This window comes from Streptomyces asoensis (assembly GCF_013085465.1).
Lineage (GTDB): Bacteria > Actinomycetota > Actinomycetes > Streptomycetales > Streptomycetaceae > Streptomyces > Streptomyces cacaoi_A.
The window spans coordinates 324,084-350,090 of sequence record NZ_CP049838.1 but is presented as its reverse complement, the minus strand read 5'-3'; the positions used below and the strand labels follow the sequence as shown (position 1 = coordinate 350,090).

The following is a 26,007-nucleotide window of genomic DNA, read 5'->3' as shown; positions in this document are numbered from 1 at the left end:
CGCGGTGGATCACACCGGCGGACTCTTCGGTAACGTGAGGTTATGAGCCATCCGCACCCAGAACTCAAATCCGCCCCGCCGCTGCCCAGAGGCGGGCTGAGGGTGACTGCCTTGGGCGGCCTCGGGGAAATCGGTCGCAACATGACCGTCTTCGAGCATGCCGGCAAGCTGTTGATCGTGGACTGCGGTGTGCTGTTCCCCGAGGAGAACCAGCCCGGGGTGGACGTGATTCTGCCCGACTTCACCTCGATCCGGGACCGCCTGGACGACATCGTGGCCGTCGTGCTCACCCACGGACACGAGGACCACATCGGGGGCGTGCCCTACCTGCTGCGGGAGCGGGCGGACATCCCGGTCGTCGGCTCGAAGCTCACCCTCGCGTTCCTGGAGGCCAAGCTCAAGGAGCACGGAATCCGCCCCCGCACGGTGCGCGTGCGCGAGGGCGATCGGCGCGGATTCGGCCCGTTCGACTGCGAGTTCGTGGCCGTCAACCACTCCATCCCGGACGGGCTCGCGGTGGCTTTGCGGACCGGAGCCGGTCTGGTGCTGCACACCGGCGACTTCAAGATGGACCAGTTCCCCCTGGACGACCGGATCACCGACCTGCGCGCCTTCGCCCGCCTCGGTGAGGAGGGCGTGGACCTGTTCCTCACCGACTCCACCAACGCCGAGGTCCCCGGCTTCACCACCTCCGAACGCGAACTGAACCCCGCGATCGAACAGGTCATCCGCACCGCGCCACGCCGGGTCATCGTCTCCAGCTTCGCCAGTCATGTGCACCGCATCCAGCAGGTTCTGGACGCCGCCCACCAGCACGGCCGCAAGGTGGCCTTCGTGGGGCGCTCGATGGTCCGCAACATGGGCATCGCCCGCGACCTCGGCTACCTCAAGGTCCCGTCCGGCCTGGTCGTGAACACCAAGGAACTGGAGAAGCTGCCGGACCACCGGATCACCCTGGTGTGCACGGGCTCCCAGGGCGAGCCGATGGCCGCCCTGTCCCGGATGGCCAACCGCGACCACGCGATCCGCATCGGCAAGGGCGACACCGTCCTGCTCGCCAGCTCCCTCATCCCCGGCAACGAGAACGCCATCTATCGGGTGATCAACGGCCTGACCAGGTGGGGTGCCAACGTCGTCCACAAGGGCAACGCCAAGGTGCATGTCTCCGGCCACGCCAGCGCCGGTGAACTCGTCTACTGCTACAACATCGTCCGACCCCGCAACGTCATGCCCGTCCACGGCGAGTTCCGCCACCTGCGGGCCAACGCCGACCTCGCCATCCGCACCGGCGTCGACCCCGACCGGGTCGTCATCGCGGAGGACGGTGTCGTCGTCGACCTCGTCGACGGCCGCGCCTCCATCACCGGCAAGGTGCCCGCCGGGAACGTCTACGTGGACGGCATGGAAGTCGGCGGCGCGACCGAGGCGTCCCTCAAGGACCGCGTCACCCTCGCCCAGGAGGGCGTCATCACGGTCGTGGCCATCGTCGACGCCGACACCGGCGCCCTCGCCGAGGCCCCCGACTTCCTGGCCCGCGGCTTCGTCCACGACGACACCACCTTCGAGCCGGTCATCCCCGTCATCGAGAAAACGCTGGCCAACGCCGCCCAGGAAGGCGTCGGCGACGCCCACCAGCTCGAACAGCTCGTCGCCCGCGCCGTGGCCAACTGGGCCTTCCGCACGCACCGCCGCAGGCCGCTGATCATCCCCGTCATCATCGACGCCTGACCGGGCCCGCCACCCCAGCTCCCCGCTCCCACGCCGGGGCGGAGCATCCGTCGCCACGCCGGCAACGGCGCCCATGCATCCACGAACGTCAGAAAGGTGAACGGATGGGCCTGCGTTTCGAGGAGATCGACTGGCAGCCGACACCGATCGGCGAGATCAGTCTGCGGCGCCGCCGCCACCCGGTCTCGGGAGACAACGTGTACGAGGTGAAGCTCGGCGACGAGTTCCTGATGTCCAGCCTCTTCACCACCGGCGAGATCGAGCTCACGAAACTCGGACTGGCCGCTCTGCCGAACACCGAACAGCCCGAACTGGACGTAGCCGTCGGCGGACTCGGGCTCGGCTACACCGCCCAGACGGCCCTGGACGACCCCCGGGTGCGCTCGCTGACCGTGATCGAAGCGCTCGCCGAAGTCATCGACTGGCACCGGCGGCACCTGGTACCCCTCGGAGCCCAGCTGACCTCGGACGCCCGCTGCCGCCTGGCGCACGGCGACTTCTTCGCGCTGGCCGCCGACCCCCGCGGCCTGGACCCCGAGGCCCCGGGCCGTCGCTTCCACGCCATCCTGCTGGACGTCGACCACTCACCACGCCATGTGCTCCACCCACGCCACGCGGCCCTCTACCAACCCGCCGGGCTCCGTGCCCTCGCCGAACACCTCCACCCCGGCGGGGTGTTCGCCCTGTGGTCGAACGACCCGCCAGACGAGCAGTTCACCTCCACGCTCAAGGAGGCCTTCGCGCAAGCAGCGGCCCACGTCGTCGACTTCGACAACCCTCTGCAAGGCGGAACCTCGACCAACACCGTCTACGTGGCCCGCAAAGCACCGGGCACACCGTAGGACGACGACTCGGCCGGGCCCGGCGATGCGACGCGGCATCGAGGGAGATCCCGTACGGCACGGCTCCGTCGAGGCGCTGGTCGAGGAATCCCGAACCTCGACCAGCGCTGATCAACAGCGAAGGCGTCATTCACGAACCCGACTATTGGCGGTACGAAGCGAGTGTGAGCGTGGCTGTGAGGGCGACTCGGCAGGGGAGGGGTTGGGGAGACAGCCTCTCGGACTCTTCGCCGACCATGGACGGCGAAGAGTCTCTCCCCACGCTCTACGTGATCTTCGCGCCGCACTGAGGTGGCTTCCCGGTCCGGTCCGGGGCAGGAGAACGCGCAGCTGCGGCACGCCGTCGACTCCCACGCGGGGGTCGACCAAGCTGATGCCGCTGGAGTCCATGAAGGTCACGCCGCTGAGGTCCACCACGACCCGCGACGACTGTGCCGCGCGGGCCCCGAACAGCAGGGCAGCGCCGAGGACGTTCTCGACGTCGTGGTCGATCTCGCCCTGCACCGTCACGACACGCACGCCACCGACCACGCGACGCTCGACGGAGAGCCTCCCTGGGCGGTCCGCTTGCTCGACGCCGGTCACCGTCTCCTCGACTGTGCCTGGACTTGCCCCGATTGAGGGCGTGCACGGACGATTCTGCCCCACCGCCCCGGCCACATACACTCGGGCGGCTGTGCCGAACAATGTGCCTCTGACATGTATGACGGAATCGGGGGTAGCGCGCGTAAAACGGGGAATGAGGCGAGGCCAGTGGGATCCCATGCCGACGGTGACGGCTGTATGGCGCCGGATGAACACCTGATGCGCGCCGGCTACGCCCTGGGCGGAGACGACGGCTGTATCGCCGACGCCCGCCACCACGCCGCCGCCTTCCTCGACCGGGCCGTCGCCGAGCACCACCTGCCCGTATCCGCACGGGCGAGGGACCTCACCCAGTTGGTGGTCAGCGAGCTGGTCACCAACGCCCGCAAGTACGCTCCCGGCCCCGTCCTGATGGAACTGCGCATCACCGCCCACGCCGTGGACGTCATCGTGTGGGACAGCGACCCCACCGTCCCCGCCGCCCGGCCCGCCGACCCCGACAGAATCGGCCAGCACGGCCTGGAGATCGTCAAGGCCGTCACCGAGGACCTCTTCATCGAGCAGCAGCCGGTCGGCAAACGCATCACGGCCCGCATCCCCCTGCTCGACCCCCTGGCAGCGACGCCACCGCCCGCAGCCTGATGCAGCCGCCCCCGGACCGGCACCGCGCGATGCGTGCCGAGGCTCCGCTGGTCGGCCATGGCCCCCACGGCTTTCGCCGTGCAACGGTGGGTGGACACGAGCTGGCGGGCACCCCAGACGCCGACCTCCGGGTCCTGGACATCGCTCCCTCCACCGGCATCCAACTCCCGCCATCGCCGGCCGCCTCCTCCTCACGGACCAGCGACCGCAGGTCGGCCCGCCCCGGCAGACGGCAGTGACCGTGGCGCCCCAGCCCCAGCCCCTGCGGCTGCTGGTCTGGCCGCAGAGTTGTTCCCCGCCCTGGAGTTGACCCGCCTGCTCTCGGACATGCCCCCAGTACAGGCCCCTTGACGGCCCACGGCCTCCCGGGCAGACCACCGCCTCCGGCAGCCGACCACCGCTTGGCACTCGGGGCGAGCAGAGGGGGCGGCAGGGTGAGCGGACGCGGCCAAGACCCCCGACCGTCGGACGGTACGGCTGCCTTGGGAGCGGCCGATTCCTTTCAAGACCCCCAAGTCGCCCGCCGCATGGGTCACCACCGAAGCGACCGAGTCCGTCGAAGCCACTACGCTGCGTGCCTTCACGCGGGGGAGGGTTCATTGGGACGGCAGATCCCGCTCGGGGAGGACTTCCGGCGGTTGTGGGGCGCCTACGGGGTCAGTGCTGCGGGCAGCGCCGTCGCCATGGGGGCATTGCCGCTGGTCGCCCTCCTGGTGCTGCATTCCTCGGCGTTCCAGGTCTCCCTGCTCACCGCTCTGTCCGCCGTGGCCAGTGCGGTGATCGCACTGCCGCTCGGTGTCCGTATCGAGCATCAGTACAAGCGGCCCGTCATGATCACCGCCGATCTGGCCCGCTGCGCGGTGCTGCTGAGCGTGCCGGTCGCGGCGGCCTTCGGTGGGCTCACATTCGCCCACCTGTGTGTCGTCGGCATCCTCCAGACGGCCGCGTCCGTCGCGTTCGACGCGGCCAGCGGCGCGCACCTCAAGGCGCTTGTCCTGCCCGAGCACCGCCTGCGTGCCAACAGCCTGTTCGAGACCACCAACTGGATCAGCGTCAGCGCCGGGCCGCCCGTCGGCGGGCTCCTGGTCGGTGTCCTGGGCCCCACCGCCACGATGACGGTCGACGCCGCGTCGTTCCTCGGATCCGCCCTTGGTGTCCGCCGCATCCGGCGGCCCGAACCCGCGCCACCGACACCCGGCGCCGCCCCTCGCCTGGGCCGCGACATCGTCGCCGGCTGGCAGTACCTCCTGCGGCATCCAGGAGGTACTGCCACCCGCTGTTCTACAACTCCCTGCTCTTCGGCGGCTCCATCATGATGACGTCGCCGCTGATGGCCGTCCTGATGCTGCGTGACCTCGGCCTCGCGCCGTGGCAGTACGGGCTCGCTCTGGGGCTGCCGTGTCTGGGCGGCGTGCTGGGTTCACGCCTGACCCCGCCGCTGACCCGGCGGTTCGGACAGCGCCGGATTCTGCTGGTGTCCGGTGTCGCACGCACGCTCTGGACGATCCTGTTGCCGCTGGCGCCTTCCGGTGCCGTCGGCGTGTTCACGATCGTGGCCGCCGACTTCGGCCTGCTCTTCGCCGCCGGCGTCTTCAACCCGTCGTTCACCACCTACCGCATGGAGGCCACACAGGACGCGTTCATGTCCCGCGTCGGCATTTCCTGGTCGGTCAGCTCGAAGACGTGCCAGGCAGTCTTCATGATCGCCGGTGGCCTCATCGCCGATGCGGCGGGCGTCCGCGGCGCGCTGGTCATCGCCGGGGCGTTGTGTACGGCGAGCGCGCTCCTCCTGCCATGGCGGAAGGCACACACCGCCACCGGAGGCGTTCCGGCACCCGCGGGGGAGGCGGTCCCGTCGCAGGCCGACGCCCCGTGACCAAGACCGCTTCGCGTGGTCGGAGGTCACCGGCATCGAGCCGGTCACGGCCCGGAAAGGGGATCCTCGCCCGGGGTAGGCGGAACCCGCACCCCAGCACCTCTTACGCCAGCCACGCACGCACCACTGCCGTCCTCGCGCGGACACGCGGCTCGACCCTCATACGCGTGATCAGCAGGCGCGAACACCCCCTTCGACCGAGATACCAAACACCCCAGCCGGAACGAAACGCCCCTCAGCGGCCGCAAGGTCTGTACCTACGATAGGAGACGCGCGATGGCACCGTCCTCGCCCCTGACCACCGGGAGGCACGCAGATCATGAGCAGCCAACGCGACCGCTGGGCGGAACTGACAGGCGGACAGGCCGGAGAGGAGTACGCCCTGCGGTTCGCGCGGCTCGCGGAATCAGGCCACGACATCCACGGCGAGGCCGCTTTCTGTGACGCGCTGCTGAAACCCGCCGTGCGGGTACTCGACGCCGGCTGCGGCACCGGGCGGATCGCGATCAGGCTTGCCGTGCTGGGTCACCTCTGCACGGGCGTGGACCTCGACCGCTCCATGCTCGCCGTCGCGCGCCGCAATGCCCCCGACCAGGAATGGCTCCACGGTGACCTGGCCCGCCTGGACGACCTCGGTCTGGAACCCGGCTTCGACCTGGCGCTCGCCGCCGGAAACGTCATCCCCCTGCTGGCCCCCGGTACCGGACCAGCGGTCGTCCGGCAACTGGCCGCCGTACTGAGCATCGGCGGACTGCTGGTCACCGGCATGGGACTGGACGCGGAACACCTGCCGCTGCCGGAACCGACAGTGACGCTGACGGAGTTCGACCAGTGGTGCACGCAGGCCGGACTGACCTTGCGGCAGCGCTTCGCCACCTGGGACGGCGACCCTTACCGTCCAGACGGCGGCTACGCCGTCAGCGTGCACTCCCGCTCCACCGACTGAACGCGAGGTCGCCCTCCGCCGGCCCCGCCCAGGGCATCACGTCGGCCGTTCGTGCGACGCGGGTCGCCTCGGTGTGGCCGATACGCCGGTGGGGCCGGTCGCGCAGCCGTCGACCGTGGCCCGCAGGGCTCGGCCAGGTTCGGCGGGGGAGTGCTCGACTCGTGACAGCACGGCTGCGTGGACGGTCCGCTTCGCCGATGCACATTTCGGCGTAACCCACCCGCACCACTCCGTTAACATGTTCGAACTCGCGACGAACGCCCCCCATGCCCGTCCTTCGCTAGAAAAGCATGCCATCTGGTGTGATAAGTAACTTGTTCAGTCAAAATCGAGCAAATTGGTTGAGTAATTGATATACATATCGTTGCGGGCGCTTTCGCGAATAAAAGGCAGAACCGCGTACTTCGTGGGGCGTCATCCCCGGGCGATACTGTGGGCCGCGGCGGGTGTGGTCACCCTCGGGTTCCTCATCGCGCTGGAAGTCGCGGCGCGTCGCTGCGGCCTGCCGGGGCCGATCAGCAACCAGGTGGGGGAGCTGATATTCCCTCCCAAATCGGGCTTCCTGTTGTACGCCAGCTTGGCGTTGATGATGGTGGTTCTCACCTGGCGGCAACGGTTCATCGCGGCTGGTGCCGCGCTCGGTATCGACGCCGTTTTCTTCCTGGTCCGGCGGGCGGTCGACGCCGAGGTGACCGAAGGCCACCCATTCGGCAACGGCGCGTTGTGGGTAATGCTGGGCTATGCGGTCATCGCTGTCACGCGCCGCACCGGCGAGGAACGCGTCCTGCTGCTGAAGGGCGTCGGGCTGGGCCTGCTGCTGGTGGCCGGCCGAAAGACCGGCGACATCTGGCTGGTCATCACCTCGAAGACCCGCCCCATGGTGCTCGACCAGTACGTCGCAACCGCTGATCACGCGCTGGGTGCGCCGTCGTGGCTGGCGGGTCGGATTGTCACTGCCACCGGCTCGATCGGCTTCAATTTTCTCGACGTCGTCTACGGCCAGCTCGCGGTGGCCGCGGTCATCGTCGCGCTGTACCAACTGCGTGGCGTGGCGGTCGAGCGTCGCTTCCCGGGTCACCATCTGGTGCGCACCTTCATGGTGATCGGCCTCCTCGGGCCGGCCATCTACATGATCTTCCCGGTGGTCGGACCGGTCTTCGCCTACGGCACCGGTGCCGAGCACTGGGCGTCGGTCAGCCTGTGGGCGCAGACGCCGCCCAGCGAGCAGTGGGCGGTGGCCAACCTGTGGCCGGTAACGCCGTCTCCGATCGCTGTCCCGCACCACATGCCGTTCGACGAGATCACCCCACGCAACTGCATGCCCAGCCTGCACACGGCGTGGGCCACCGCGATCTTCATTCATTCCCGGAAGGGCCCGCGGCTCTTGCGCTTCGCGGGCACGTTCTGGCTGATTGCCACGCTCGCCGCAACGCTGGGATTCGGCTACCACTACGGAGTGGATCTCATTGCCGGGGTGGTGTTCGCGTGCACGATCGAGGCAGCTCTGCGCTCGCTCGCCCGCGGCTGGGATCGATCAGGAACCCAGCTGGTCGCCTACGGTGCGACGGTCTTCGTTGCACTCTTGGTGTCATACCGCTACCTGCCGTTGGAGATGGCCGAGCATCCGTGGGTGTCCGGGCCGCTTCTCGTGCTGGCGATGACCTCGGTGGTCTACGGCTACGTACGGACCACCGCACTGTGGGAACCGAGGACCGCATCAGCGCGGCAACCGGAACCGCAGCCCGAACTCATCTGAACCGTGTTACGCCAGGTTGCGGGCCGAGCGCCGCTCGAGTGCGGCCGCGATGCCGATGTCCGGCGGAGGCGGCTCAACTGCCCCGGATGCCGGTGGACGGGGAGGGCGACGTCGTCGTAGCCGTTCGACGAAGCCGTCGGTGTGGACCAGGAGCGAGGAGCGAGGAGCGCGGAGCGGTCGGGGAGAGGACAGACGTGGAGCCGGCGACGACGCCCGGAGCGACCGCTGCGATCGAGGCGTCGACGCTGTTTCCCTTCAGTCGGGGCGTGCCGAATCCGGATCCCGTTCCGCTGCCTCGGCGACGCGTTTGATGTTCGCCAACCGTCGGTCCCAGTCCGCCGCGAGCGAGGCCATCCACCGCGCCGTCGTGTCCAGCGCCGCGGGTCGCACCGCGTAGCGAACCTCGCGTCCGACCCGGCCGCCGGAAACCAGCCCGGCGGCGTCCAGGACGGCGAGGTGTTTGACCACTGCCTGCCGCGAGACGGGCAGTCGTTCGGCGAGTGTCGTGGCAGTGGCCTCACCCTGTGCGGCGAGCAGATCAAGCAGTTGGCGTCGCGTCGGGTCGGCCAGCGCGCCGAGGACGCTGTCGACGACCTCGGCGGCTTCGGGGCGTTCTTCCGTCACGTGGTGGACTGTTCGGCACGTGTCTTGAGCGCGTCGAGCTCCAGGGGCCAGCCTGCACTGTGATCTTTGAGGTTCTGACTGCGCAACTCCTCGGAACCGGCCAGCGCCGCGAACCCGCTCTCGACGACGCGGAGTCGCGTCTGGTCGCCCTCCTGGGTCAACGTGAACTCCACGAGAGTGCTGTTGTCCTCGCGCAGTTCCTCTCCTGGGAACGCGCTGGTCCAGCGATACGACAGGTATGTCGGCGGCTCGACCTTCTCCACGCGCACCGGGAAGTCGCCGTGCTCGGCGTTCTTCGCCACCATCGACTCGCCTTCCCTGGCCACGGTGCCGGGCAGGCTCGCCTTGTCGGCCACCCAGAACCCGGGTTGGGCCACCAGCGACCAGACCCGCTCCAGGGGTGCTGCGATCAGGGTTTCGCGTTCGATTCGGTCCTCGCTCATGAGGGGCTCCTTCATCGTCACCTTCGGATGCAACTCCACGGTTGCACATCGACTCTCAAGGTGCAACCCAAGGGTTGCACCTTGGGTGCCGTTTCGACCGGTCGGTGCGCTGTCCGCCATCGAGGTGAGACGCCGTCCCGTCCGGTCGCCGACCGCTGCGGCCGGCCGTCGAGACACGGTCCACACCCGCTGGCAACTACTGGTGTCCGGGCGGAATTCGGCGGGCCCTGGAATTCCCGGGTCTGTGTCGTGGGAATCAGGCTGGAGGGTTGCTAGAGAATTACCTTCCGAACCGGTCCACGGAATCCTTTCGTTCGGACTGTGCTCTCACCTGCGGATCATTCCAGGCGTCGTCGATTCCGTACGCCGTGACGGGTGGGAGGCGTCAGTGATGCGACTTCCGGTCCTGTCGTCGCGTGGCCTGACCCAGGAGCAGCAGACCCCGTCCGACAATCCCCGCGGCTCGTTCCGTGAACTCGTCGCCACCGACAGCTACCCTGCCCTCGCCCGGGTCGGCGAGCACCTCATGATCGCGGACTCCTTCGACGACCGTTACCACTAGAGTGTCGCGACCGCTGCCCCCGAGGGCCTGAAGACACCTGGGCAACGCGGCCGACGCCCTCCAGCCGAAGCACTCGCTCGATCCTGCGGGCAGACGACGCGCAGCTGCTGCGTAGGCCCGTTGCGGCGGAGCATGAGCCAGGACAACTGCCGTCCTGTACAGCCACGGCTTGCGGTTTTCGGAGCGGCGCAACCCCGTACGCGGAGGTAGGTGGAAGGCTTGAGGTATGGCCCTTCGACCACGGCTGGATTTCCGGCGTTCCTGGCGGCCGGGTCACGCCCCCGCGCTGCTCGTGATCCCGGTGGCGCTGATCGTCACGGTCTGTGTGGTGGATGTGCTGGCTCCGCCGCACATCCACCTCGGCCCACTGCTGGTGGCGGCCCCCGCGATCACGGTGGCATTCGCCGGTGCCCGCGTGACCGCGCTCATGGGAGCTCTCGCGGTGGCGGCCCAGGTACTGATCGGGGTGCTCAGAGGGGTCCTGTCCACTGCCAACATCCAGGCCCAGATCACTGCCCTGATCGTCGTCTCCATCGTCTGTGTCACCGTCTGCGTGGTGCGGGACCGGCGTGAGCGGCAGTTGCAGCGGGTGCGGTCGGTGGCCGAGGCGGCGCAGAGTGTGCTGCTCCAGCCACTGCCCGCACGCACGGGCCCGCTGCGGATCGCCGGCCTGTACATCCCCGCCGAGGAAGAGGCCGAGCTGGGCGGAGACCTGTACGCGGTCGCACGGACCGCCCACCAGAGCACCCGGCTCCTCATCGGCGATGTGCGCGGCAACGGCTTGTCCGCGATCAACAACGCAGCCCTGCTGCTCGGCGCCTTTCGTGCAGCCGCCCATCGGCAGGCCACCCTCCCGCGCCTCGCCATCCACCTTGACGCAGCGTTCCGCTGGGACACCAGCCAGTGGCGACCACAGGCAGAGCAGGACACCAACGAGGACTTCGCCACTGCCCTGCTGCTCGACATCCCCGACCACGATCCGGTCGTCCACCTCATCACCTGCGGTCACCCACCGCCGCTCCTCCTGCGGGGGAATCACCTCACCCCGCTCATGGCCGAGGCGAGCCACCTCCCGATCGGATTCGGCGGGGTCTTCGGCATGGCCGCCTACGACGTTCAGACTTTCCCGTTCGAGGTCGGCGACCTGCTGCTCCTCTACACAGACGGCGTCATCGAAGCACGCAATGCCGGCGGACTCTTCTACCCGTTCACCGAACGGGCGCCCGAGTGGACCAAGAACGGCCCCGACGAACTGCTGCGTCTTCTCCAGGACGACCTGCTGGCCCACGTCCACGGACACCTCGACGACGACGCGGCCGTGGTCGCGATCCGCCGCCTGGCAGTCTGATCCGCCTGATCCGCCTGATCCGCGGTCGGCTGGGCCGACCGCGTGGTCCTGGGGTCACGACCGGCATGGGGCCGGATGGTCCAGGGACGAAGAGCGCTGCGCGCTGTCGCCGGCGGGGGTCCGGCTCGGGCAGCTCGGGGATACGCGACGCGCCCCTGGCGGGGGTGCTGGGGAAGGAGGCGGTGCCGCCGTAGTCGAACAGGCTCGCGATGTCGGCGCTAACGAGCAGATCGTCGGTATCCCTCTGCGGCAAGTTGGCTACACCGGCGTCCAACTACGCTGCTGTCGACTTGGCTTGGGTGGCAGGACGTTGGCGGTTGCCGAGAAGAGGGCTCGCCGCCCTTGCTCTTCTCTACGGCTACTTGGCTCGGCGATTGATGCAGCAGGCGGTGCAGAGGCATGAGTATTTGATCAAGTGGGCGAAGGTGCTCGACGTACCTGACTTGCAGCATCTGCGAAGTCTGCGCGACCCCTGGCTGAAGGCAGAGAACTTGGAACCCGTCGGCTGGTCGATCTGGCGGCCATGGACGGTCAGGAGGCTCGGCCGACAGAACAGAGCGACCCAATGCGGTGAGACTGACGGCCGGGCCGGCCATGACCACTCTTCGGGCGGCCGGCGGCCATCCGTGTCGCACCACGCCACGACCGGTCCGCCGACCAGCGGCGGATGCTGCTTCGGCTGCTTCGGCTGCTTGGGTGCGAGGGGTGCAGGGGACGGTGCTCTGGCGGCCAGGCGGCCAGGCGGCCAGGCGGCCGGGGGATCCGCGGGATCCGCGGGCGCGGGGACGACGTGGCGATCGCCGGCGTCTCCCTTTTGACAGGGCTACCCCCGACGGCGTGGGGGCGACACTGCGGTGGCCACGACGGGGAACGTGGAGCCCGAGCCGCCCTCGAAGTGCGGGGACGGCCCGGATGCACCCCTGGCCTGTGCATCCTGGACCCCTTCACCTGCCCGGCCACCACCAGCGCTGATGGCACAACTTGTGCGGCTTCTACGGTGAGCTGCTGAGAGGCTCTCACCGCTCGGTCTGGCCTGCCTCCACCTCGTGCAGGGCCCGCACCGTGAACCCGAGCTCACACTCCAGTCGCGCAGGCAGCGTCAGGGAAGCGCGCTCGCAGGGAACGGACCCTCACGACAGACCACGGTGGGGCATCGTGAACAGGAGTGAGCGGGGGGGGGCAAAGATCGACTGCCCGGCCGGTGCGACGGTTGTCCCTGTGCGTCGCAGCCCGAGCCCGCCCGGCTACGGGCCCGCCTCGGGCGAAACGCCTCGGCGGATGTCCTCGCCGTCACCAGCGGCGGCGAGCCGGCTCTCCAGGCCCGCGATGATCGTGTCGAGCACCAGACGGAACATGCGGTCCTCCTCAGGGCCTACGTCCGGGGACCAGTCTTCGCCGGCGGCGGGGGTAGTGGGCTTGAGGTTCGACCACTGGTGAAGCGCGCCGCTGAGCTCGGCGATGAGGACACCGATGACGACGGCGCACATGAGCGCGGCGACCTGCGGGATCTCTTCGTGCGATACCCCTGAGGCTTCCAGTGTCGCGATGAGCGCAGCCCAGAACGGGTCTTCGGGCTGGATGATGTCCGGCTGGCTGAACGAGTAGGCCATGAGGTTGGGGTGGCGGTGCGCCAGCGTCCGGAAATCCGTGGCGAGCAGGCGGATGCGCTCCTGCCAGGGAGCGTCCTCCAGCGTCACGGTACGGAACTGGGCGCCGACCATCCTCGTCACGCCGCGCAGCAGTGCGTCCTTGTTCGGCACGTGGTGGTACGGCGACATCGGGTTCGCATCCAGCGCGGTCGCGAGTTTGCGCATGGTGAGCGCCTCGACCCCGTCCGCGTCGATGAGCCGCAGGGCGGCGGCATGGATCCCGGCCTCGGTCAGAGGTACGTCTCTCCTCCTTGTTCCCCGCGGGGAGCCCTTCACCTTTTTCATACGTCGTACGGTAACGGCTTTCGTGCGGCGCACGGGCATGGACTCGACCATGCGGTGGCGAGGCGGACGCGCCCGCGACCGGGTTGCGTTCGATGTTCCATACGGCGTACGGTACTTTTCCGTACGGCGTATGTTTCTGTGGTGCACCACGGCATCGACCGGCGCCCTTGCCCATCCCTCTCCACACGAAGGAGCAAGCCATGACCACGTCGAACAGCCTTCGCCCCATTCGGTCCCCGCGCGGGATACCCCTCCTCGGCCACACGCCGCAGATCCCCGGCACCAACCCGGTGGAGTACTTCGGCGAGCTGTCCGAGCAGTTCCCCGAGGGCATCTACGGCATGGACATCGCCGGCATCGAGCAGGTCTTCGTCTATGACCCGGACCTGGTGGCCGAGGTCTGTGACGAGACGCGGTTCTTCAAGCAGATCGAGAAGACACCGCTGGCCCATGTCCGGGACTACGCGGGGGCGGGACTGTTCACGGCCCACCAGCACGAAGAGGAATGGGGCATGGCGCACCGTGTCCTCATGCCGGCCTTCAGCCAGCGGGCCATGAAGGCCTACTACGGGCAGATGCTGGAGATCGCCCAGAACCTTGTGGGCAAGTGGGAGAGCCGGGAGGGACAGCCGGTCAACATCACCGACGACTACACCCGACTGACCCTGGACACCATCGCCCTGACGGGGTTCGGCTACCGGTTCGGCTCCTTCGCCGAGGAGGAGCTGCACCCCTTCCTCAACGCGCTGCTGGAGTCGCTGGTGGAGTCGCTGCGGCGCTCGCAGGAGCTGCCGATGATGACCAAGCTCCGCAAGGCCGACGACAAGAAATACCGCGCGAACATCCAGCAGATGCAGGACCTGGTCGAGAGTGTGATCAAGGAGCGCCGTCAGGGGAAGGGCACGGGTGAGGACGATCTGCTGGGTCTGATGCTGGAGGCCACCGACCCGGAGACCGGCAAGTCGCTGGACGACGACAACGTCCGTGACCAGGTGCTGACTTTCCTGATCGCCGGTCACGAGACCACCAGTGGTCTGCTGTCGTTCGCCACGTACTCGCTGATGCGTAACCCGCACATCCTGGCCCAGGCCTATGCCGAGGTCGACCGGCTGATGCCCGGCGACACCGTCCCGGACTACGACACGATCATGCAGATGGATGTGATCCCGCGCATCCTCGAGGAAACCCTGCGCCTGTGGGCGCCCATCCCGATGATCGGCAAGTCCCCGCTGGAGGACACCGTCATCGGCGGCTGCTACGAGCTGAAGAAGGGCGCGCGGGTCAACATCATCGAGGGCCCGCTGCACACCCACCCCAAGGCGTGGGAGCGGCCGCAGGAGTTCGACATCAACCGGTGGCTGCCGGAGAACCGGGTCAACCACCACCCGCACGCCTACAAGCCGTTCGGCAACGGCGTGCGTGCCTGCATCGGCCGGCAGTTCGCGCTCACCGAGGCCCGTCTGGCCCTCGCGCTGGTGCTGCAAAAGTTCAAGTTCTCCGACATGACCGACTACAAGATGGACGTCAAGGAGGCTTTGACGCGCAAGCCCGGCGGCTTCGAACTGAACGTGCGCACCCGTCAGGAGCACGAGCGGACCGTCTTCGGCGCCGTGGACCGGCAGACGGATGACACGCGGGCGCAGGCCGCGGTCAGCGGTGTAGGGGTGAACCTCACCGTCGCCTACGGCTCCAGCCTCGGCTCGTGCGAGGACCTGGCGCGCACCATCGCCGACCGCGGCGAGCGCTCCGGCTTCGGCACCACACTGACCAGCCTGGACGAGCTGGGCGACAACCTGCCCACCGAGGGACTGCTCGTGGTCGTCGCCGCCAGCTACAACGGCAAGGCGCCGGACAACGCCCAGCGTTTCGACGAGCTGATCGCCGCCGGACTCCCGCAGGGCTCCCTGTCGAACGTGCGGTTCGCGCTGCTCGGCGCCGGCAACACCCAGTGGGTGGCCACCTACCAGGCCTTCCCCACGCGGATCGACGAAGCACTGCTGGCCGCCGGAGCCACCCCGGTGGTGGAGCGCGGAATCGCCGACGCCGCCGGTGACTTCGACGGCATGGCCTCCCGCTGGACGGACACCCTGTGGGCCACCCTGGCCGAGGAGTACGCCGCCGACACCTCCGAGGCGAGCGGACCGCGCTATCAGGTTCAGCTGCTCACCGAGGCGGATGTGCGCCCGGCGATCGTCTCCGAGCTGGCCTACCCCCTCTCGGTGGTCGCCAACGAGGAACTCGTGGCCGACGCGACCGGGTTGTGGGACTTCAGCCTCGAGCCGCCGCGTCCTTCCGCGAAGTCCATCACCATCGAACTGCCCGAGGGCGTCACCTACGACACCGGTAACCACCTGGCTGTCTTCGCCAAGAACGAGCCCGCCCTGGTCGACCGCGCCCTCGCCCGCCTCGGCGTCGACCGCGACCAGGTCCTGCGTCTGGACCAGCCCGCAGGCGGCCGGACGCACCTGCCGGTCGGCACGCCGGTCACCGCGGGTCTGCTGCTCACCGAGTTTCTGGAGCTACAGGATGTGGCCACCCGCAGCCAGGTGCGCATCCTGGCGGGGCACACCGAGTGCCCGTGGACTCGGCCGCAGCTGGAGGCGTACACGGCGGACACCGAGGATGCCGAGGAGCGCTACCAGAAGGAGATCCTCGGCAAGCGCGTTTCGGTGCTGGGCCTGCTGGAGCGCTTCCCCGCGGTCGAGCTGCCGCTGGCCGTCTTCCTGGAGATGATGGGGCCGATCCGTCCCCGCTTCTACTCCATCTCCTCGGCCCCGCCGGCCAACCCGCGCCACGTGCGCCTGACCGTCGGCCTGCTGGAGGGCCCGGCCCTGTCCGGTGACGGCCGGTACCGCGGCACCTGCTCCACCTACATCGCAGGCCTGGAGCCGGGAGATGTCCTCTACGGCTACGTGCGTGTGCCTTCCCCGACCTTCGCCCCGCCGGCCGACCCCGCCACGCCGCTGATCCTCATCGGCCCCGGCACCGGCATCGCGCCGCTGCGCGGCTTCCTGGAGGAGCGTGCCTGGCAGCACGCGAACGGCACGCAGGCCGGCCTGTCGCAGGTCTTCGTCGGCTGCCGCCACCCGGAGCACGACTACTTCTACCGCCAGGAGATGCAGGACTGGGAGCAGGCCGGGATCGCTCAGGTCCACACCGCGTACTCCGCGGTGACCGGCCACCCGGCCCGGTTCGTGCAGAACGCCATCGCCAACGCCGCCGACACGGTGTGGCAGGCCATCGAAGACGGCGCGTACATCTACGTCTGCGGTGACGGCCGCCGGATGGCGCCCGCTGTCCGTGAGGCCCTCGCCGTGGTCTACCGCGAGCACACCGGCGGCGACGACGAGGCCGCCCAGCAGTGGCTCGCCCAGCTCGAGGCCGACGAGCGCTACCAGCAGGACGTCTTCGCCTGACCCCCGGACGGCGGGAGGCGTGCGGGCAAGCGGCCGTAGTGCCACCCGCACGCCTCCCGGCCACCACAAGCCCACCGGACACCACACGGCACCCATCGGCCCGAACCGGCCGGGACCTGCCGCTCACAGAAAGCAGATCACCATGGACACCATGCTCGCCGGACGGTTCCACCTGGACAGCAAGAAGTTCGTCGTGGAAGAGGTCCCCGTCCCCGTGCCCGGACCGGGCGAGGTCCTCATCGAGGTCAAGGCCGCCGGCGTCTGCCTCTCGGACGTTCACCTGATCGACGGCTCCCTCGTCCCGCTGTTCGCGACCTCCGACGTGGTCACCGTCGGCCACGAGGTCTCCGGTGTGATCCACACTCCCGGCCCCGACCTCAAGCGCGGGCTGACCGTCGGCACCCGCGTCACCCTGGAGGCCGGCAAGACCTGCGGCCGGTGCGCCGGCTGCGTGCGCCACCGCCCCTGCACCCAGATGCTCACCGCCGGCATCGACTACGACGGCGGCTGGGCCCAGTACACCGTCGCCCGCGAGGACACCCTCATCCCCATCCCCGACAGCCTCCCCTTCGACCAGGCCGCGATCATCCCCGACGCGGTCTCCACCCCCTACGCCGCCGTCGTCGCCACCGCAGGCGTACGCCCCGCCCAGTCCGTCGGCGTCTGGGGCGTCGGCGGAGTCGGCGCACACAACGTACGCCTCGCCCGCCTGGTCGGTGCCGCACCGATCATCGCCGTCGACCCGCTGCCCAGCGCCCGGGAACGAGCCCTGGCCTTCGGCGCGGACATCGCACTCGACCCGACCGCCCCCGACTTCGCCGACCAGGTACGCACGGCCACTGCCGGACGAGGCCTCGACTTCGCCTTCGACTGCGCCGGCGTTCCCGCCGTCCGCGAGCAGGCCGCCTCCGTGCTCGGCCTGGGCGGTTCCCTGATCCTGGTCGGCATCACGCCCAGGCCCCTCACCATCACCGAAGGCCTGACCTTCAACTACATGCAGAAGCAGGTGCGCGGCCACTACGGCGGCTTCCCCGAATCCGTCACCGAGCTCGTGCAGCTGACCGCAGCCGGCCGCCTCGACCTTGCCCCCTCCATCACCGACCATGTCCCGCTCGCCGAGGCGGCCGACGCCGTCCACCGGCTGGAGAACAAGATCGGCGACCCGATCCGTCTCATCCTCGTCCCCTGACACCTGTCCAGCGGGATATCAAAGCCACCTCGGGCAGGGGTGAGTGGGCGCCGGTGCTTGAGGGAGCACCGGCGCCCACGGCTTCCGGCATCTGGAGACCCGGCACGCTCCGACTCCGGGTCAGGGGAGGCCGGGCAGGGGCACGCTCCTTCCGCCGCGGGCCGTGGAACGGCTGCCTCCGACTCGTAGCCGGTACCGAACCCGGCGTCCTCCGTAGCGGCGCACACATGATCCAGAAGTGGAGATGGGAGTCATGCAGATGACCGACGTTCTGGGTCGCACCCCGCGGCGCAGTAATGCTCGCTCGAACCGCACACGAATTCTCGCGACCGCTCGGCAGAAACTGAGGGACAACCCCGACGCGAGTCTCGAGACCGTCGCCCAGGCGGCCGGCGTCGCGCGGCGCACCCTTTACGGACACTTCTCCAGCCGGCCGGCGCTGATCGCCGCCTTGACGCAGGAAGCAGGCCGAGCGCTACAACAGGCGTTCGCCGCGGCCCGTGTTCCGGATGCCGGCCCGCTGGAGGCGATGGCGCGGATGGCCCTGGCGGCATGGTCGGTGGGTGACCGGTACCGCATGCTCATCTCCTTGGGGCGCCGCGATCTGGGAGAGGCGGAGATCCGAGCCACCCTGGCACCGGTGCGTGAAGAGGCCATCGCGACCGTGCGTCGCGGTCAGGAGGAAGGCGTGTTCGCGGACCATGTTCCGGCGCCCGTCCTCGCCCGGGCGCTGGAAGCGCTGATGCTGGCCCTCGCCGATGAGAACGCCGAGTCCACCTGGGCGGATCCCACGGGTGAGGCGGCGGCGACCGCGCTCCTCGTCGCCGCCGGCGTAACACCACGGGTGGCTGCGCTCCGCGTGCGGGACGTTCTGCCGAGCACCGGACGAGCGATGGCATGCCCTCCGGCCGAGGCACGGTCGCGCCTGGGGGCAGATGACTGACCAGGGACGTCCGCCGCTTCGCGGCCCTCAGCGCACAGTCACCGAGGCGGCGGAGAAGGGTCCATCGGCGGAGCCCACGGCAGCCGCTCGGTCCGTCACGGCTCCTTGCGGGTTCGTGCGATCTGGCTCTCCAAGCCGGCGATCGTGGCGTCCAGCGCATAGTCGAACATCGTGTCGACCACTTCCTTCGCGGGTGGGGACGCTGCTTCCCCGTCGGGGCCCGATGGTGCCGGAGGCAGGGTGGTCCACCGCTGGAGTGCTCCGGTCAGTTCGCTGAGCAACAGCCCCGTGAAGACCGCGCACAGGGAGGCGGCGACGCGCGGGATCGCGGACGCCGGCAGTTCGGCGGCGGCCAGAGTGTCGGTGAGTCCCCGCCAGAAGGGGTCTTCCGGCTGGACGTAGTCGGCGCGCGCGAAGGAGTACTCCATCAGCTTGGGGTGGCGGTGTGCCAGGGCGCGGAAGTCCAGAGCCAGTTGGCGCATGCGGCCCTGCCAGGGCATGTCCTCCCGCTTCCCCTCGCGGAAGTGCGAGCCGACGAGCGCGGCCACGCCGTGCAGCAGGGCTTCCTTGTTCGGCACGTGGTGGTACAGCGACATCGGATTCGCATCCAGCGCAGTCGCGAGTTTGCGCATGGTGAGCGCCTCGACCCCGTCGGCGTCGATGAGCTTCAGTGCCATGGCGTAGATGCCGTCCTGGGTAAGCGGGACATCCCTCTTCCTGGTCCCACGGGGGGCCTTCCTTTGCTTTTCCATACGTCGTACGGTACCATCGAGCAGTTCCGTACAGCGTACGGAAACTCGGAACGCCGCTGCGACGACTTCCCGCACCGAACGGCGCCTTTGTCCTTCCCCCCTCTCCGTGCAAAGGAGCAAGCCCATGGCCACGGAGCCCGAGACCGGCCACTGCTCCACACGGTCATTGCGCGGCATTCCGATCCTCGGCCATGCGTCGCAGCATCCCGTCGTCCACCACCCGCACATGCGACGGCAGCCCTGCGCGGTTGCGCGCCCGGACATCCTCCGGGGCCGGCGGACCGCCACAAGGTCACCGCCTTCGGCACCAGCCCTCGGTACCTGCCGGCCATGACCAAGCTGGGCATCGAACCCTCCGTCACGACCTTTCGTCCATCCACGTCATCGGCGGGGAGGAACCCGACGGTGGCTACTGGATGCCGCTGTTCGTCGTCCCCGCGCGCCCGGCGTCACCCTCGACGACGCCCTGCGCGACCGGATCCGCGTCGACAACCCCGACCCGATCGCCTACTGCGCCGGCCTGGGCGCGGAGCGGAACACGCGGTCAACACACCACACATGACGTTGGCCAGGGGCCTCACGCCCACGTCACAGCACCGGGACTCTGTGCCCCGCCCGGCTCCCGCAACCCCGTCCCCACCGCGGGGTGCCGGGGCGGTCAACCCGCCCCGGCACCCACCATCCGGACAACCGAAGTAAGAGAGAAACCGTGAGCATGACCTATCGCGAACCGCAGGCCCTCGATGTCCTTGACGACGCCGGGCGGAAGCTGCTGTTCACAGAGGCCCGCACCGCCAACACCTTCGCTGCAACGGCCGTCACCGACCACGAACTCGCCATGATCTGGGAGCTCGCCCGCTGGTCGCCGACCGCCGCCAACGGCCAGCCTCTGCGTGTGCTCTTCGTGTGCACCCGCGATGGCAAGGAGCGATTGGTCCGGCATCTCGACGAAGGCAACAGGGCCAAGACGCTCAGTGCACCGGCCGTGGCGGTCCTGGCCTACGACGTCGATTTTCACGAGCAGATGCCGACCGTCTTCCCGGCCCGCGGCGACATGCTGCGAGCGGCGTTCGCCGACCAGACCGAGGCGCGCGAGAGCCTCGCGGCCTACAACTCGGCGTTGCAGACCGGGGTCTTCCTGCTCGCGGTGCGCGCGGCGGGGCTCGCGGCCGGTCCCATGGCGGGCTTCGACAAGGCCGGCGTGGACGAGGAGTTCTTCGCCGGTACCAGCTGGCGTTCGCACCTGGTGGTCAACATCGGTCACCCCGGTGCCGACCCGTGGTTCCCGCGGCTGCCCCGGGTGCCCCTCGAGGACGCCGTTGCCTGGGTCTGACCGCGCTGCCGCCGCCAGACGCGCGGGATCCGAATGCCGAGCAACTCGAGAATGGCCGGCGTAGAGGTGAGCGGTGTCATCCGTGGGCGCCGGTGCTCTTGAGTACCGGCGCCCATTCATCGTCTCGATGAGGGCCTGGCGAGGAGCGCGCAGGGTGCGGCGGCGCCGACCGTCAAGGCGCTCTCTGTGCGTGTACGGGGCCATGAGCAGCGGGATCAGGAGGAAGAGCGCGAGGCATGCCCACGACGCATGACGATTCTTGAACAGTGCCGCGTCGCCCGGGTGGGCGGCGACGAGCGGGGCGAGGGGCAGTCTCACCTCCTCGGGCGGTGTCACGGTCCGCTGCAAGCCTCAAGCCCGAGCATCACCCCGTCCAACCCTTTCCCAGCCACGTGACCACGGCTCCGAACCGGCCTGTGCGGTTGCAGGGCGAATCCGGCGTGGCGGCCCGGCTGGTCCTGGTCCCGGTCACGGTCGTGGGTCAGAGACAGGAGACCGGGGCCCATTCCTTCTTCGTCTCCCCGAACCATCGGCGGCGAACGCATCTCGTCCGCGAAGGTGCGCCGCGTGAGACACCCAGTCCTCTCGGAGCCGCAGCGGTACTCCAGCTGGGGGCTGCGCGGGCTGGGTCTGCCGGGCGGTCGATCGGTATATGGGTCGCGTGTTGTTGCGCGCGTCGGGATACTGCGTCGGTGATCAGTTCTGCGCTGCCTCAACTGCTTCGCCCTCGTGCCCTGAGGCCCGGAGATCTCGTCGTCATCGCATCGCTGTCCGGGCCGCTGCATGCCGATTACGAGCCCGATCTCGAGCAGGCGGTGGTCGTGCTCGAGAGGATGGGATTCCGCGTGCGTAGGGCGCCGCTCCTCGAAGCAGGGCGGCACCGCTGGTGGAGCGCGGCGACGCCGGCGGAGATCGCCAGGGAGTTCAATGGTCTTCTGCGTGATCCTGAGGTGCGCGCGATCATCGCGCATGACGGCGGCCAGACGGTGCTCGGTTACCTCGACCTGATCGACGTCGAGGCGATCACCGCCGACCCCAAGCCGATCCTCGGCTACAGCGACATCTCGCTGCTGCATCTGGTGCTCTACGCGCAAACGGGTCTGGTCGGGTTCCATACCGACTTGGCCACCTCTGGACTCGGCGGACACTGGCAGGCTGCCCCCGCCGCACGCAGAGCGGAACTCGAAAGGCTCTACGCGACGCTGCTGACCAGTACGGAGCCGATCGGTGCGCTGCCGGCCGGCCCGTCGTGGGAGTGCTGGCGTGCCGGTCGCACCGAAGGCCGGCTGATCGGCGGGGTGATCAACCGCATCGTGCTGGCGCAGGCGACGCCTTACGCGCTGCCGCTCGAATGGTTCGACGGCGCGGTGCTGTTCTGGGAGGAGTTGGGCGGCCAGGCATCGTATGTGTGGAGCTATCTACAGATACTGCGGCACGCCGGCATCCTCGATCGGATCGCCGGCATGGTCGTGGGCATCCCGACCGCGATCGACGGACTCGACTCGCCCGACGCGTCCCCGACCCTGCGCGAGATAGTCCTCGACGTCCTCGGCGACCGTGACATCCCTGTCCTGGGCAACGTCGAGGTGGGACACGCCGGACCGAATCTGCCGATGCCGGTCGGCACCCGCGTCGCCCTCGACGCGCAGCAGCGGAGTTTGTCGCTGCTCGAACCGGCGGTACGGCCGCACGCGATGACGGGACCGGTCGGCTGAGCAACGCGGATCAGTGAGCCGACGGCCGCGGCAGCAGCCCAGGGCGCGCATCGCGAAGCGAAATCGGCGCCGACAGGACAGCCCACGCCGGGGCTGGGGCAGCAGCGTCACTTCCACCGCCGAGCGCACCGTCCGGGATGAGCGCCGAGCGTGTCCGGCGACCTCGGAACTTCCATCGGCGGGGGGCACGGCGCACAGCCCGGACGTCAGCCGGTCAGGTGGGTCACCACCGAACGCATCGCGTGGCGCAGGGCCGAGCGGGTCTCCTCGGTGGCATCGAGGGTCTCGAAGCCGTGGTGGCCGTTTGGTACGTCGACCGGTTCAAGATGCGCCCCGCAGTCCTTGGACGCGGTCACGAACGCCTCTACGGTGGCGGCGATCTCGGGTGTCTCCCGCCCCGCACGGAGAAGGACGACGGGCAGGGCACCCGCGTGCGGGACCGCACGGGCCGGGCGGAACCGGCTGCCGGACAGCCCCCAGTTGGGCAGCGGCGCCCGAGCCGGATCCGGCGCAGGTGCTCGCCTTCGCCCGGCTGCACGCGATGACGACGGCACCCTGCCCGGGCGGCCGGCAGCCTCAGCCGGAGGTGCACCGGGTGGCCGGGGCCCGCGGGGCGGCCGCGCTGTACGCAGGTCTCGCCGAGGCGTACGAGCTGGTGGGCCCGCAGGTGCGGCGGGGACGGGATCCGTACCCGGGTGAGGCGTTGGACGCCTTCGTGGCGGCGTACGCGAGCGCGTACGGCAATCGCGACAGCCGAGTTTTCCGTCGCCCGCTGGCCGTCCGCCTCGCGGCCGAGCCTCGTCTGAACCGGTACTGGGAGCTGGCGGCCGTGGTCCTCACGCCGGCGGGCGGCCGGCCCGAACCGACCCCGGGCTCCGCTGACGAATGGCTGCGCACGGCAGCCACTGCCGGAGACGGCGGAGCGTGAGCTGGGCGAGGCCGTACAACGGCGCTTGTGCCAGGAGGACGCTCCCGGATCTGCCCGGGTGGGGCGGTCAGGGGTTCAGGGCCTGTTCGATGGTGGGGTGGCAGGTGATGAGGGCGTCGATGCCGACCAGTCGCAGGACATGGAGGACGGGTTTCTGTGCGGCGGCGATGCGCAGCCATCCGTCGGTGCTGCTGACGGCGTGGTGGGCGGTGACGAAGACGTTGATGCCGCTGGAGTCCATGAAGGTCACGCCGCTGAGGTCCACCACGATCCGTGACGGCTGCGCCGCGCTGTCCTCGGAGAGCAGGGCTTGGCCGAGGACGCTTTTGACGTCGTGGTCGATCTCGCCCCGCACGGTGACGACGCGTACGCCGCCGACCATGCGGTGTACGACGGAGAACCGGTCCGGCCGGTCCGCTTGCTCGATGTCGCTCACCGTATCCTCGACTGCGCTTGGGCCTGCCCCGGGTCAGGGCGTGTGTGGATGATTCTGCTGGGGGTCAACAAGACCCGGGCATCCACGTCACGCGTGCGCCGACCGGTCTCCATCGGCCCCCCTCAGCCTTCCTCGGTCTCCTGAGGGCGCTGTCCGGAGCTGCCCTCCCATCTGTCGCCCGAGACCATACCTCACCACCTGGCAGATGAAAATCTATGTCGACGAGAGTAGACATTGGTCGGTGGCGTGGTTATGGTTTCTCTCGTAGCCCAGAGAGACAGCAGGGCCCGGCAGACACGAACTGCCGGGCGGCAGTACCGCAGTTGCAGTACCCAGCAGTGAAGTCAATGGGCAGTACGCAGCCCCGTTTGGCAAGCAGTTGATCACCGAGGGAAGAACGGAGGAGCCGAACGCCATCAGGATCGCCCGGGCGGAAGTCTTGAGCCCGGGTACCGCAGGACATCGATAGTGAGGTGGTCTCCGGTCGAGCAACCGCGATCCCAGCACGCCCGACAGCATGTCGGTCGGGTCTGCGGAAACAGAAGGCCGGCGCAGCAGCAGGGCCGGCAGGTGGTGTAGCAGTTCCTTCGGGCCCTGGCGCCGTACGGTGCCAGGGCCCCTCTACGCGTTCCACAGAGAGGTGCAAGTGACAGCAGACGACTCCTACGGCCGTCTCGACGACGACGACTACCCCGCCTACACCATGGGCCGGGCCGCCGAGATGCTCGGCACCACGCAGGGCTTCCTCCGCGCCATCGGCGAGGCCCGCCTCATCACCCCGCTCCGCTCCGAGGGCGGACATCGCCGCTACTCCCGCTACCAGCTGCGGATCGCCGCCCGCGCCCGGGAACTCGTCGACCACGGGACGCCCATCGAGGCTGCCTGCCGCATCATCATCCTCGAAGACCAGCTCGAGGAAGCCCAGCGCATCAACGCCGAGTACCGCCGTGCCGCCTCGGGGCACACGGCCGCTATCTGACCCGCAGTGCGCAGCGACGCGCCGGGCCGCACTCCTTTGCCGATTTCAGAATCAGAATAAGAGCGCATGATCGCCGAAGATGCCCAACCGCCGGTACACGGACGGGATTCCCAGTCCGGCCCCGACGTCACGCTCGACGCCCTGCACCCTCCGGCGGCCGGTGTGCCCGCCCGTGCTACCGGCCGGCCGGCTGCCGGGCAGACGGCCGTCGGCCTGGAGGGCGGGGTGGAGCGCGCGGCGGCTGCGCTGAAGCCGCGGATGCGCGGCTGGCTGCACGCCGGGGTGTTCCCGCTCGCGCTGGTCGGCGGCGTCGTCCTGATCGCCGTCTCGCGCTCGGCTGCGGCAGTGGCGGCCTGCACGGTGTACGCGCTGTCGGCCTGCCTGCTTTTCGGTACCAGCGCGGTCTACCACCGCGGAACCTGGGGCCCGCGCGGGGAGGCGGTCCTGCGGCGGCTGGACCACGCGAACATCTTCCTGATCATCGCCGGCACCTACACCCCGTTGGCCGTACTGCTGCTGCCCGAGGGCCGGCAGCGGGTGCTGTTGGCCATGGTGTGGGCGGGTGCGCTGGCCGGTATCGCCTTCCGCATCCTGTGGATCGGGGCTCCGAGGTGGCTGTACACCCCGTGTTACATCGCGCTGGGCTGGGTGGCCGTGTTCAACCTGCCCGAATTCGCGCGCACCGGCGGCACCTCGGTCGTCGTACTCGTCATCGTCGGCGGTCTGCTCTACACCGCGGGCGCCGTCGTCTACGGACTCAAACGCCCTGACCCCTCACCGGCCTGGTTCGGCTTCCACGAGGTCTTCCACGCCCTGACGATCGCCGCCTTCACCGCGCACTACACGGCCATCCTCCTGGCAGCCACCTGACCGCGTCCGGCGCATGCGGGAGCGCAGGACTCGGCGGGCTCTGGCCGCGCGCATGGTCCGGGAGAGGCCGGTGGGAGGGGCGGGCCCCCTGTCTCGTGGTGCAATGTGACCTGTCCGGTGCCGGGCGGGTTTTCGCGCATTTGGGACGGAGTCCTGGGTG

General features: G+C 69.3%; 24 protein-coding genes. 17 read left to right on the top strand and 7 right to left on the bottom strand.

Annotated elements, in window-relative coordinates; all coding sequences use genetic code 11:
- Window positions 1–42 precede the first annotated feature (42 nt).
- Complete coding sequence (locus G9272_RS01670) at window positions 43–1,728, top strand: ribonuclease J (protein WP_171394838.1); 1,686 nt, start codon at window positions 43–45, stop codon at window positions 1,726–1,728.
- A 104-nt stretch (window positions 1,729–1,832) separates the two neighbouring features.
- Window positions 1,833–2,570, top strand: a complete 738-nt coding sequence (locus G9272_RS01665) for a spermidine synthase (RefSeq protein WP_171394837.1) — start codon at window positions 1,833–1,835, stop codon at window positions 2,568–2,570.
- Window positions 2,571–2,696: 126 nt separating this feature from the next.
- On the opposite strand, the gene G9272_RS46080 is transcribed toward G9272_RS01665, so the two are convergent.
- Window positions 2,697–3,335: an STAS domain-containing protein gene (locus tag G9272_RS46080; protein ID WP_367398536.1), complete on the bottom strand. Its 639-nt coding sequence runs from the start codon at window positions 3,333–3,335 to the stop codon at window positions 2,697–2,699.
- A gap of 18 nt (window positions 3,336–3,353) precedes the next feature.
- Between G9272_RS46080 and G9272_RS01655 the strand changes: the two genes are divergently transcribed.
- From G9272_RS01655 to G9272_RS01640, 5 genes are all read left to right on the top strand, one after another.
- Complete coding sequence (locus G9272_RS01655; protein WP_253267663.1) at window positions 3,354–3,797, top strand: ATP-binding protein; 444 nt, start codon at window positions 3,354–3,356, stop codon at window positions 3,795–3,797.
- Between the two features lie 599 nt (window positions 3,798–4,396).
- Window positions 4,397–5,113: an MFS transporter gene (locus tag G9272_RS45005; RefSeq protein ID WP_253267662.1), complete on the top strand. Its 717-nt coding sequence runs from the start codon at window positions 4,397–4,399 to the stop codon at window positions 5,111–5,113.
- Window positions 5,110–5,673 carry an MFS transporter gene (locus G9272_RS45000; protein WP_253267661.1) on the top strand — a complete coding sequence of 188 codons (564 nt, stop codon included), beginning with the start codon at window positions 5,110–5,112 and terminating at the stop codon, window positions 5,671–5,673. The genes G9272_RS45005 and G9272_RS45000 overlap by 4 nt, the downstream gene beginning before the upstream one ends.
- A 319-nt stretch (window positions 5,674–5,992) precedes the next feature.
- Window positions 5,993–6,619, top strand: coding sequence for a class I SAM-dependent methyltransferase (locus G9272_RS01645; protein ID WP_171394835.1), 627 nt, complete (start codon window positions 5,993–5,995; stop codon window positions 6,617–6,619).
- 406 nt (window positions 6,620–7,025) lie between these two features.
- On the top strand, window positions 7,026–8,375 hold the full coding sequence (locus tag G9272_RS01640) for a phosphatase PAP2 family protein (RefSeq protein WP_171394834.1): 1,350 nt from the start codon (window positions 7,026–7,028) through the stop codon (window positions 8,373–8,375).
- A gap of 255 nt (window positions 8,376–8,630) precedes the next feature.
- On the opposite strand, the gene G9272_RS01635 is transcribed toward G9272_RS01640, so the two are convergent.
- Together G9272_RS01635 and G9272_RS01630 are read right to left on the bottom strand one after the other, a co-directional pair.
- Window positions 8,631–8,999 (bottom strand): ArsR/SmtB family transcription factor, encoded by a 369-nt coding sequence (locus tag G9272_RS01635; RefSeq protein ID WP_171394833.1) that lies wholly within the window; start codon window positions 8,997–8,999, stop codon window positions 8,631–8,633.
- Window positions 8,996–9,442, bottom strand: coding sequence for an SRPBCC domain-containing protein (locus G9272_RS01630; RefSeq protein ID WP_171394832.1), 447 nt, complete (start codon window positions 9,440–9,442; stop codon window positions 8,996–8,998). The genes G9272_RS01635 and G9272_RS01630 overlap by 4 nt, the downstream gene beginning before the upstream one ends.
- A gap of 391 nt (window positions 9,443–9,833) precedes the next feature.
- On the opposite strand from G9272_RS01630, the gene G9272_RS01625 reads away from it, so the two are divergent.
- Complete coding sequence (locus G9272_RS01625; protein ID WP_216377791.1) at window positions 9,834–10,004, top strand: hypothetical protein; 171 nt, start codon at window positions 9,834–9,836, stop codon at window positions 10,002–10,004.
- 226 nt (window positions 10,005–10,230) lie between these two features.
- Window positions 10,231–11,352, top strand: a complete 1,122-nt coding sequence (locus G9272_RS01620; RefSeq protein WP_171394831.1) for a PP2C family protein-serine/threonine phosphatase — start codon at window positions 10,231–10,233, stop codon at window positions 11,350–11,352.
- Between the two features lie 1,244 nt (window positions 11,353–12,596).
- Here G9272_RS01620 and G9272_RS01615 read toward each other — a convergent pair.
- Window positions 12,597–13,325 (bottom strand): TetR/AcrR family transcriptional regulator, encoded by a 729-nt coding sequence (locus tag G9272_RS01615; RefSeq protein WP_253267660.1) that lies wholly within the window; start codon window positions 13,323–13,325, stop codon window positions 12,597–12,599.
- A gap of 161 nt (window positions 13,326–13,486) precedes the next feature.
- Here G9272_RS01615 and G9272_RS01610 point away from each other — a divergent pair, with 161 nt between their 5' ends.
- The 3 genes from G9272_RS01610 to G9272_RS01600 all read left to right on the top strand — a co-directional run bounded on the left by G9272_RS01610 (window position 13,487) and on the right by G9272_RS01600 (window position 18,834).
- On the top strand, window positions 13,487–16,702 hold the full coding sequence (locus tag G9272_RS01610; protein ID WP_171394830.1) for a bifunctional cytochrome P450/NADPH--P450 reductase: 3,216 nt from the start codon (window positions 13,487–13,489) through the stop codon (window positions 16,700–16,702).
- Window positions 16,703–16,844: 142 nt separating this feature from the next.
- On the top strand, window positions 16,845–17,891 hold the full coding sequence (locus G9272_RS01605) for a zinc-binding dehydrogenase (RefSeq protein ID WP_171394829.1): 1,047 nt from the start codon (window positions 16,845–16,847) through the stop codon (window positions 17,889–17,891).
- A 253-nt stretch (window positions 17,892–18,144) separates the two neighbouring features.
- On the top strand, window positions 18,145–18,834 hold the full coding sequence (locus G9272_RS01600) for a TetR/AcrR family transcriptional regulator (protein WP_253267659.1): 690 nt from the start codon (window positions 18,145–18,147) through the stop codon (window positions 18,832–18,834).
- 95 nt (window positions 18,835–18,929) lie between these two features.
- On the opposite strand, the gene G9272_RS01595 is transcribed toward G9272_RS01600, so the two are convergent.
- Window positions 18,930–19,586, bottom strand: coding sequence for a TetR/AcrR family transcriptional regulator (locus G9272_RS01595; RefSeq protein WP_171394828.1), 657 nt, complete (start codon window positions 19,584–19,586; stop codon window positions 18,930–18,932).
- 715 nt (window positions 19,587–20,301) lie between these two features.
- Between G9272_RS01595 and G9272_RS01590 the strand changes: the two genes are divergently transcribed.
- Together G9272_RS01590 and G9272_RS01585 are read left to right on the top strand one after the other, a co-directional pair.
- Window positions 20,302–20,919 carry a malonic semialdehyde reductase gene (locus G9272_RS01590; protein WP_171401781.1) on the top strand — a complete coding sequence of 206 codons (618 nt, stop codon included), beginning with the start codon at window positions 20,302–20,304 and terminating at the stop codon, window positions 20,917–20,919.
- Window positions 20,920–21,611: 692 nt separating this feature from the next.
- On the top strand, window positions 21,612–22,634 hold the full coding sequence (locus G9272_RS01585; RefSeq protein WP_171394827.1) for a S66 peptidase family protein: 1,023 nt from the start codon (window positions 21,612–21,614) through the stop codon (window positions 22,632–22,634).
- A gap of 206 nt (window positions 22,635–22,840) precedes the next feature.
- Here G9272_RS01585 and G9272_RS46075 read toward each other — a convergent pair whose 3' ends face one another.
- Window positions 22,841–22,990, bottom strand: coding sequence for a hypothetical protein (locus G9272_RS46075; protein ID WP_367398535.1), 150 nt, complete (start codon window positions 22,988–22,990; stop codon window positions 22,841–22,843).
- 158 nt (window positions 22,991–23,148) lie between these two features.
- On the opposite strand from G9272_RS46075, the gene G9272_RS01575 reads away from it, so the two are divergent.
- Window positions 23,149–23,562 carry a hypothetical protein gene (locus tag G9272_RS01575; protein ID WP_216377906.1) on the top strand — a complete coding sequence of 138 codons (414 nt, stop codon included), beginning with the start codon at window positions 23,149–23,151 and terminating at the stop codon, window positions 23,560–23,562.
- A 67-nt stretch (window positions 23,563–23,629) separates the two neighbouring features.
- Here G9272_RS01575 and G9272_RS01570 read toward each other — a convergent pair whose 3' ends face one another.
- Window positions 23,630–23,998, bottom strand: coding sequence for an STAS domain-containing protein (locus G9272_RS01570; protein ID WP_171394826.1), 369 nt, complete (start codon window positions 23,996–23,998; stop codon window positions 23,630–23,632).
- Between the two features lie 646 nt (window positions 23,999–24,644).
- Here G9272_RS01570 and G9272_RS01565 point away from each other — a divergent pair.
- Window positions 24,645–24,977 (top strand): MerR family transcriptional regulator, encoded by a 333-nt coding sequence (locus G9272_RS01565; protein ID WP_171394825.1) that lies wholly within the window; start codon window positions 24,645–24,647, stop codon window positions 24,975–24,977.
- A 66-nt stretch (window positions 24,978–25,043) separates the two neighbouring features.
- Window positions 25,044–25,847 carry a PAQR family membrane homeostasis protein TrhA gene (gene trhA, locus G9272_RS01560; RefSeq protein WP_253267658.1) on the top strand — a complete coding sequence of 268 codons (804 nt, stop codon included), beginning with the start codon at window positions 25,044–25,046 and terminating at the stop codon, window positions 25,845–25,847.
- Window positions 25,848–26,007 lie beyond the last annotated feature (160 nt).

Excerpts from the sequence above, each read along its gene's own strand:
- G9272_RS01670 (WP_171394838.1), top strand. The coding sequence starts at position 43 with ATGAGCCATCCGCACCCAGAACTCAAATCCGCCCCGCCGCTGCCCAGA.
- G9272_RS01665 (WP_171394837.1), top strand. The coding sequence starts at position 1,833 with ATGGGCCTGCGTTTCGAGGAGATCGACTGGCAGCCGACACCGATCGGC.
- G9272_RS46080 (WP_367398536.1), bottom strand. The coding sequence starts at position 3,335 with ATGGGATCCCACTGGCCTCGCCTCATTCCCCGTTTTACGCGCGCTACC.
- G9272_RS01655 (WP_253267663.1), top strand. The coding sequence starts at position 3,354 with ATGGCGCCGGATGAACACCTGATGCGCGCCGGCTACGCCCTGGGCGGA.
- G9272_RS45000 (WP_253267661.1), top strand. The coding sequence starts at position 5,110 with ATGATGACGTCGCCGCTGATGGCCGTCCTGATGCTGCGTGACCTCGGC.
- G9272_RS01645 (WP_171394835.1), top strand. The coding sequence starts at position 5,993 with ATGAGCAGCCAACGCGACCGCTGGGCGGAACTGACAGGCGGACAGGCC.
- G9272_RS01630 (WP_171394832.1), bottom strand. The coding sequence starts at position 9,442 with ATGAGCGAGGACCGAATCGAACGCGAAACCCTGATCGCAGCACCCCTG.
- G9272_RS01625 (WP_216377791.1), top strand. The coding sequence starts at position 9,834 with ATGCGACTTCCGGTCCTGTCGTCGCGTGGCCTGACCCAGGAGCAGCAG.
- G9272_RS01620 (WP_171394831.1), top strand. The coding sequence starts at position 10,231 with ATGGCCCTTCGACCACGGCTGGATTTCCGGCGTTCCTGGCGGCCGGGT.
- G9272_RS01615 (WP_253267660.1), bottom strand. The coding sequence starts at position 13,325 with ATGCCCGTGCGCCGCACGAAAGCCGTTACCGTACGACGTATGAAAAAG.
- G9272_RS01610 (WP_171394830.1), top strand. The coding sequence starts at position 13,487 with ATGACCACGTCGAACAGCCTTCGCCCCATTCGGTCCCCGCGCGGGATA.
- G9272_RS01605 (WP_171394829.1), top strand. The coding sequence starts at position 16,845 with ATGGACACCATGCTCGCCGGACGGTTCCACCTGGACAGCAAGAAGTTC.
- G9272_RS01600 (WP_253267659.1), top strand. The coding sequence starts at position 18,145 with ATGCAGATGACCGACGTTCTGGGTCGCACCCCGCGGCGCAGTAATGCT.
- G9272_RS01595 (WP_171394828.1), bottom strand. The coding sequence starts at position 19,586 with ATGGAAAAGCAAAGGAAGGCCCCCCGTGGGACCAGGAAGAGGGATGTC.
- G9272_RS01590 (WP_171401781.1), top strand. The coding sequence starts at position 20,302 with ATGACCTATCGCGAACCGCAGGCCCTCGATGTCCTTGACGACGCCGGG.
- trhA (WP_253267658.1), top strand. The coding sequence starts at position 25,044 with ATGATCGCCGAAGATGCCCAACCGCCGGTACACGGACGGGATTCCCAG.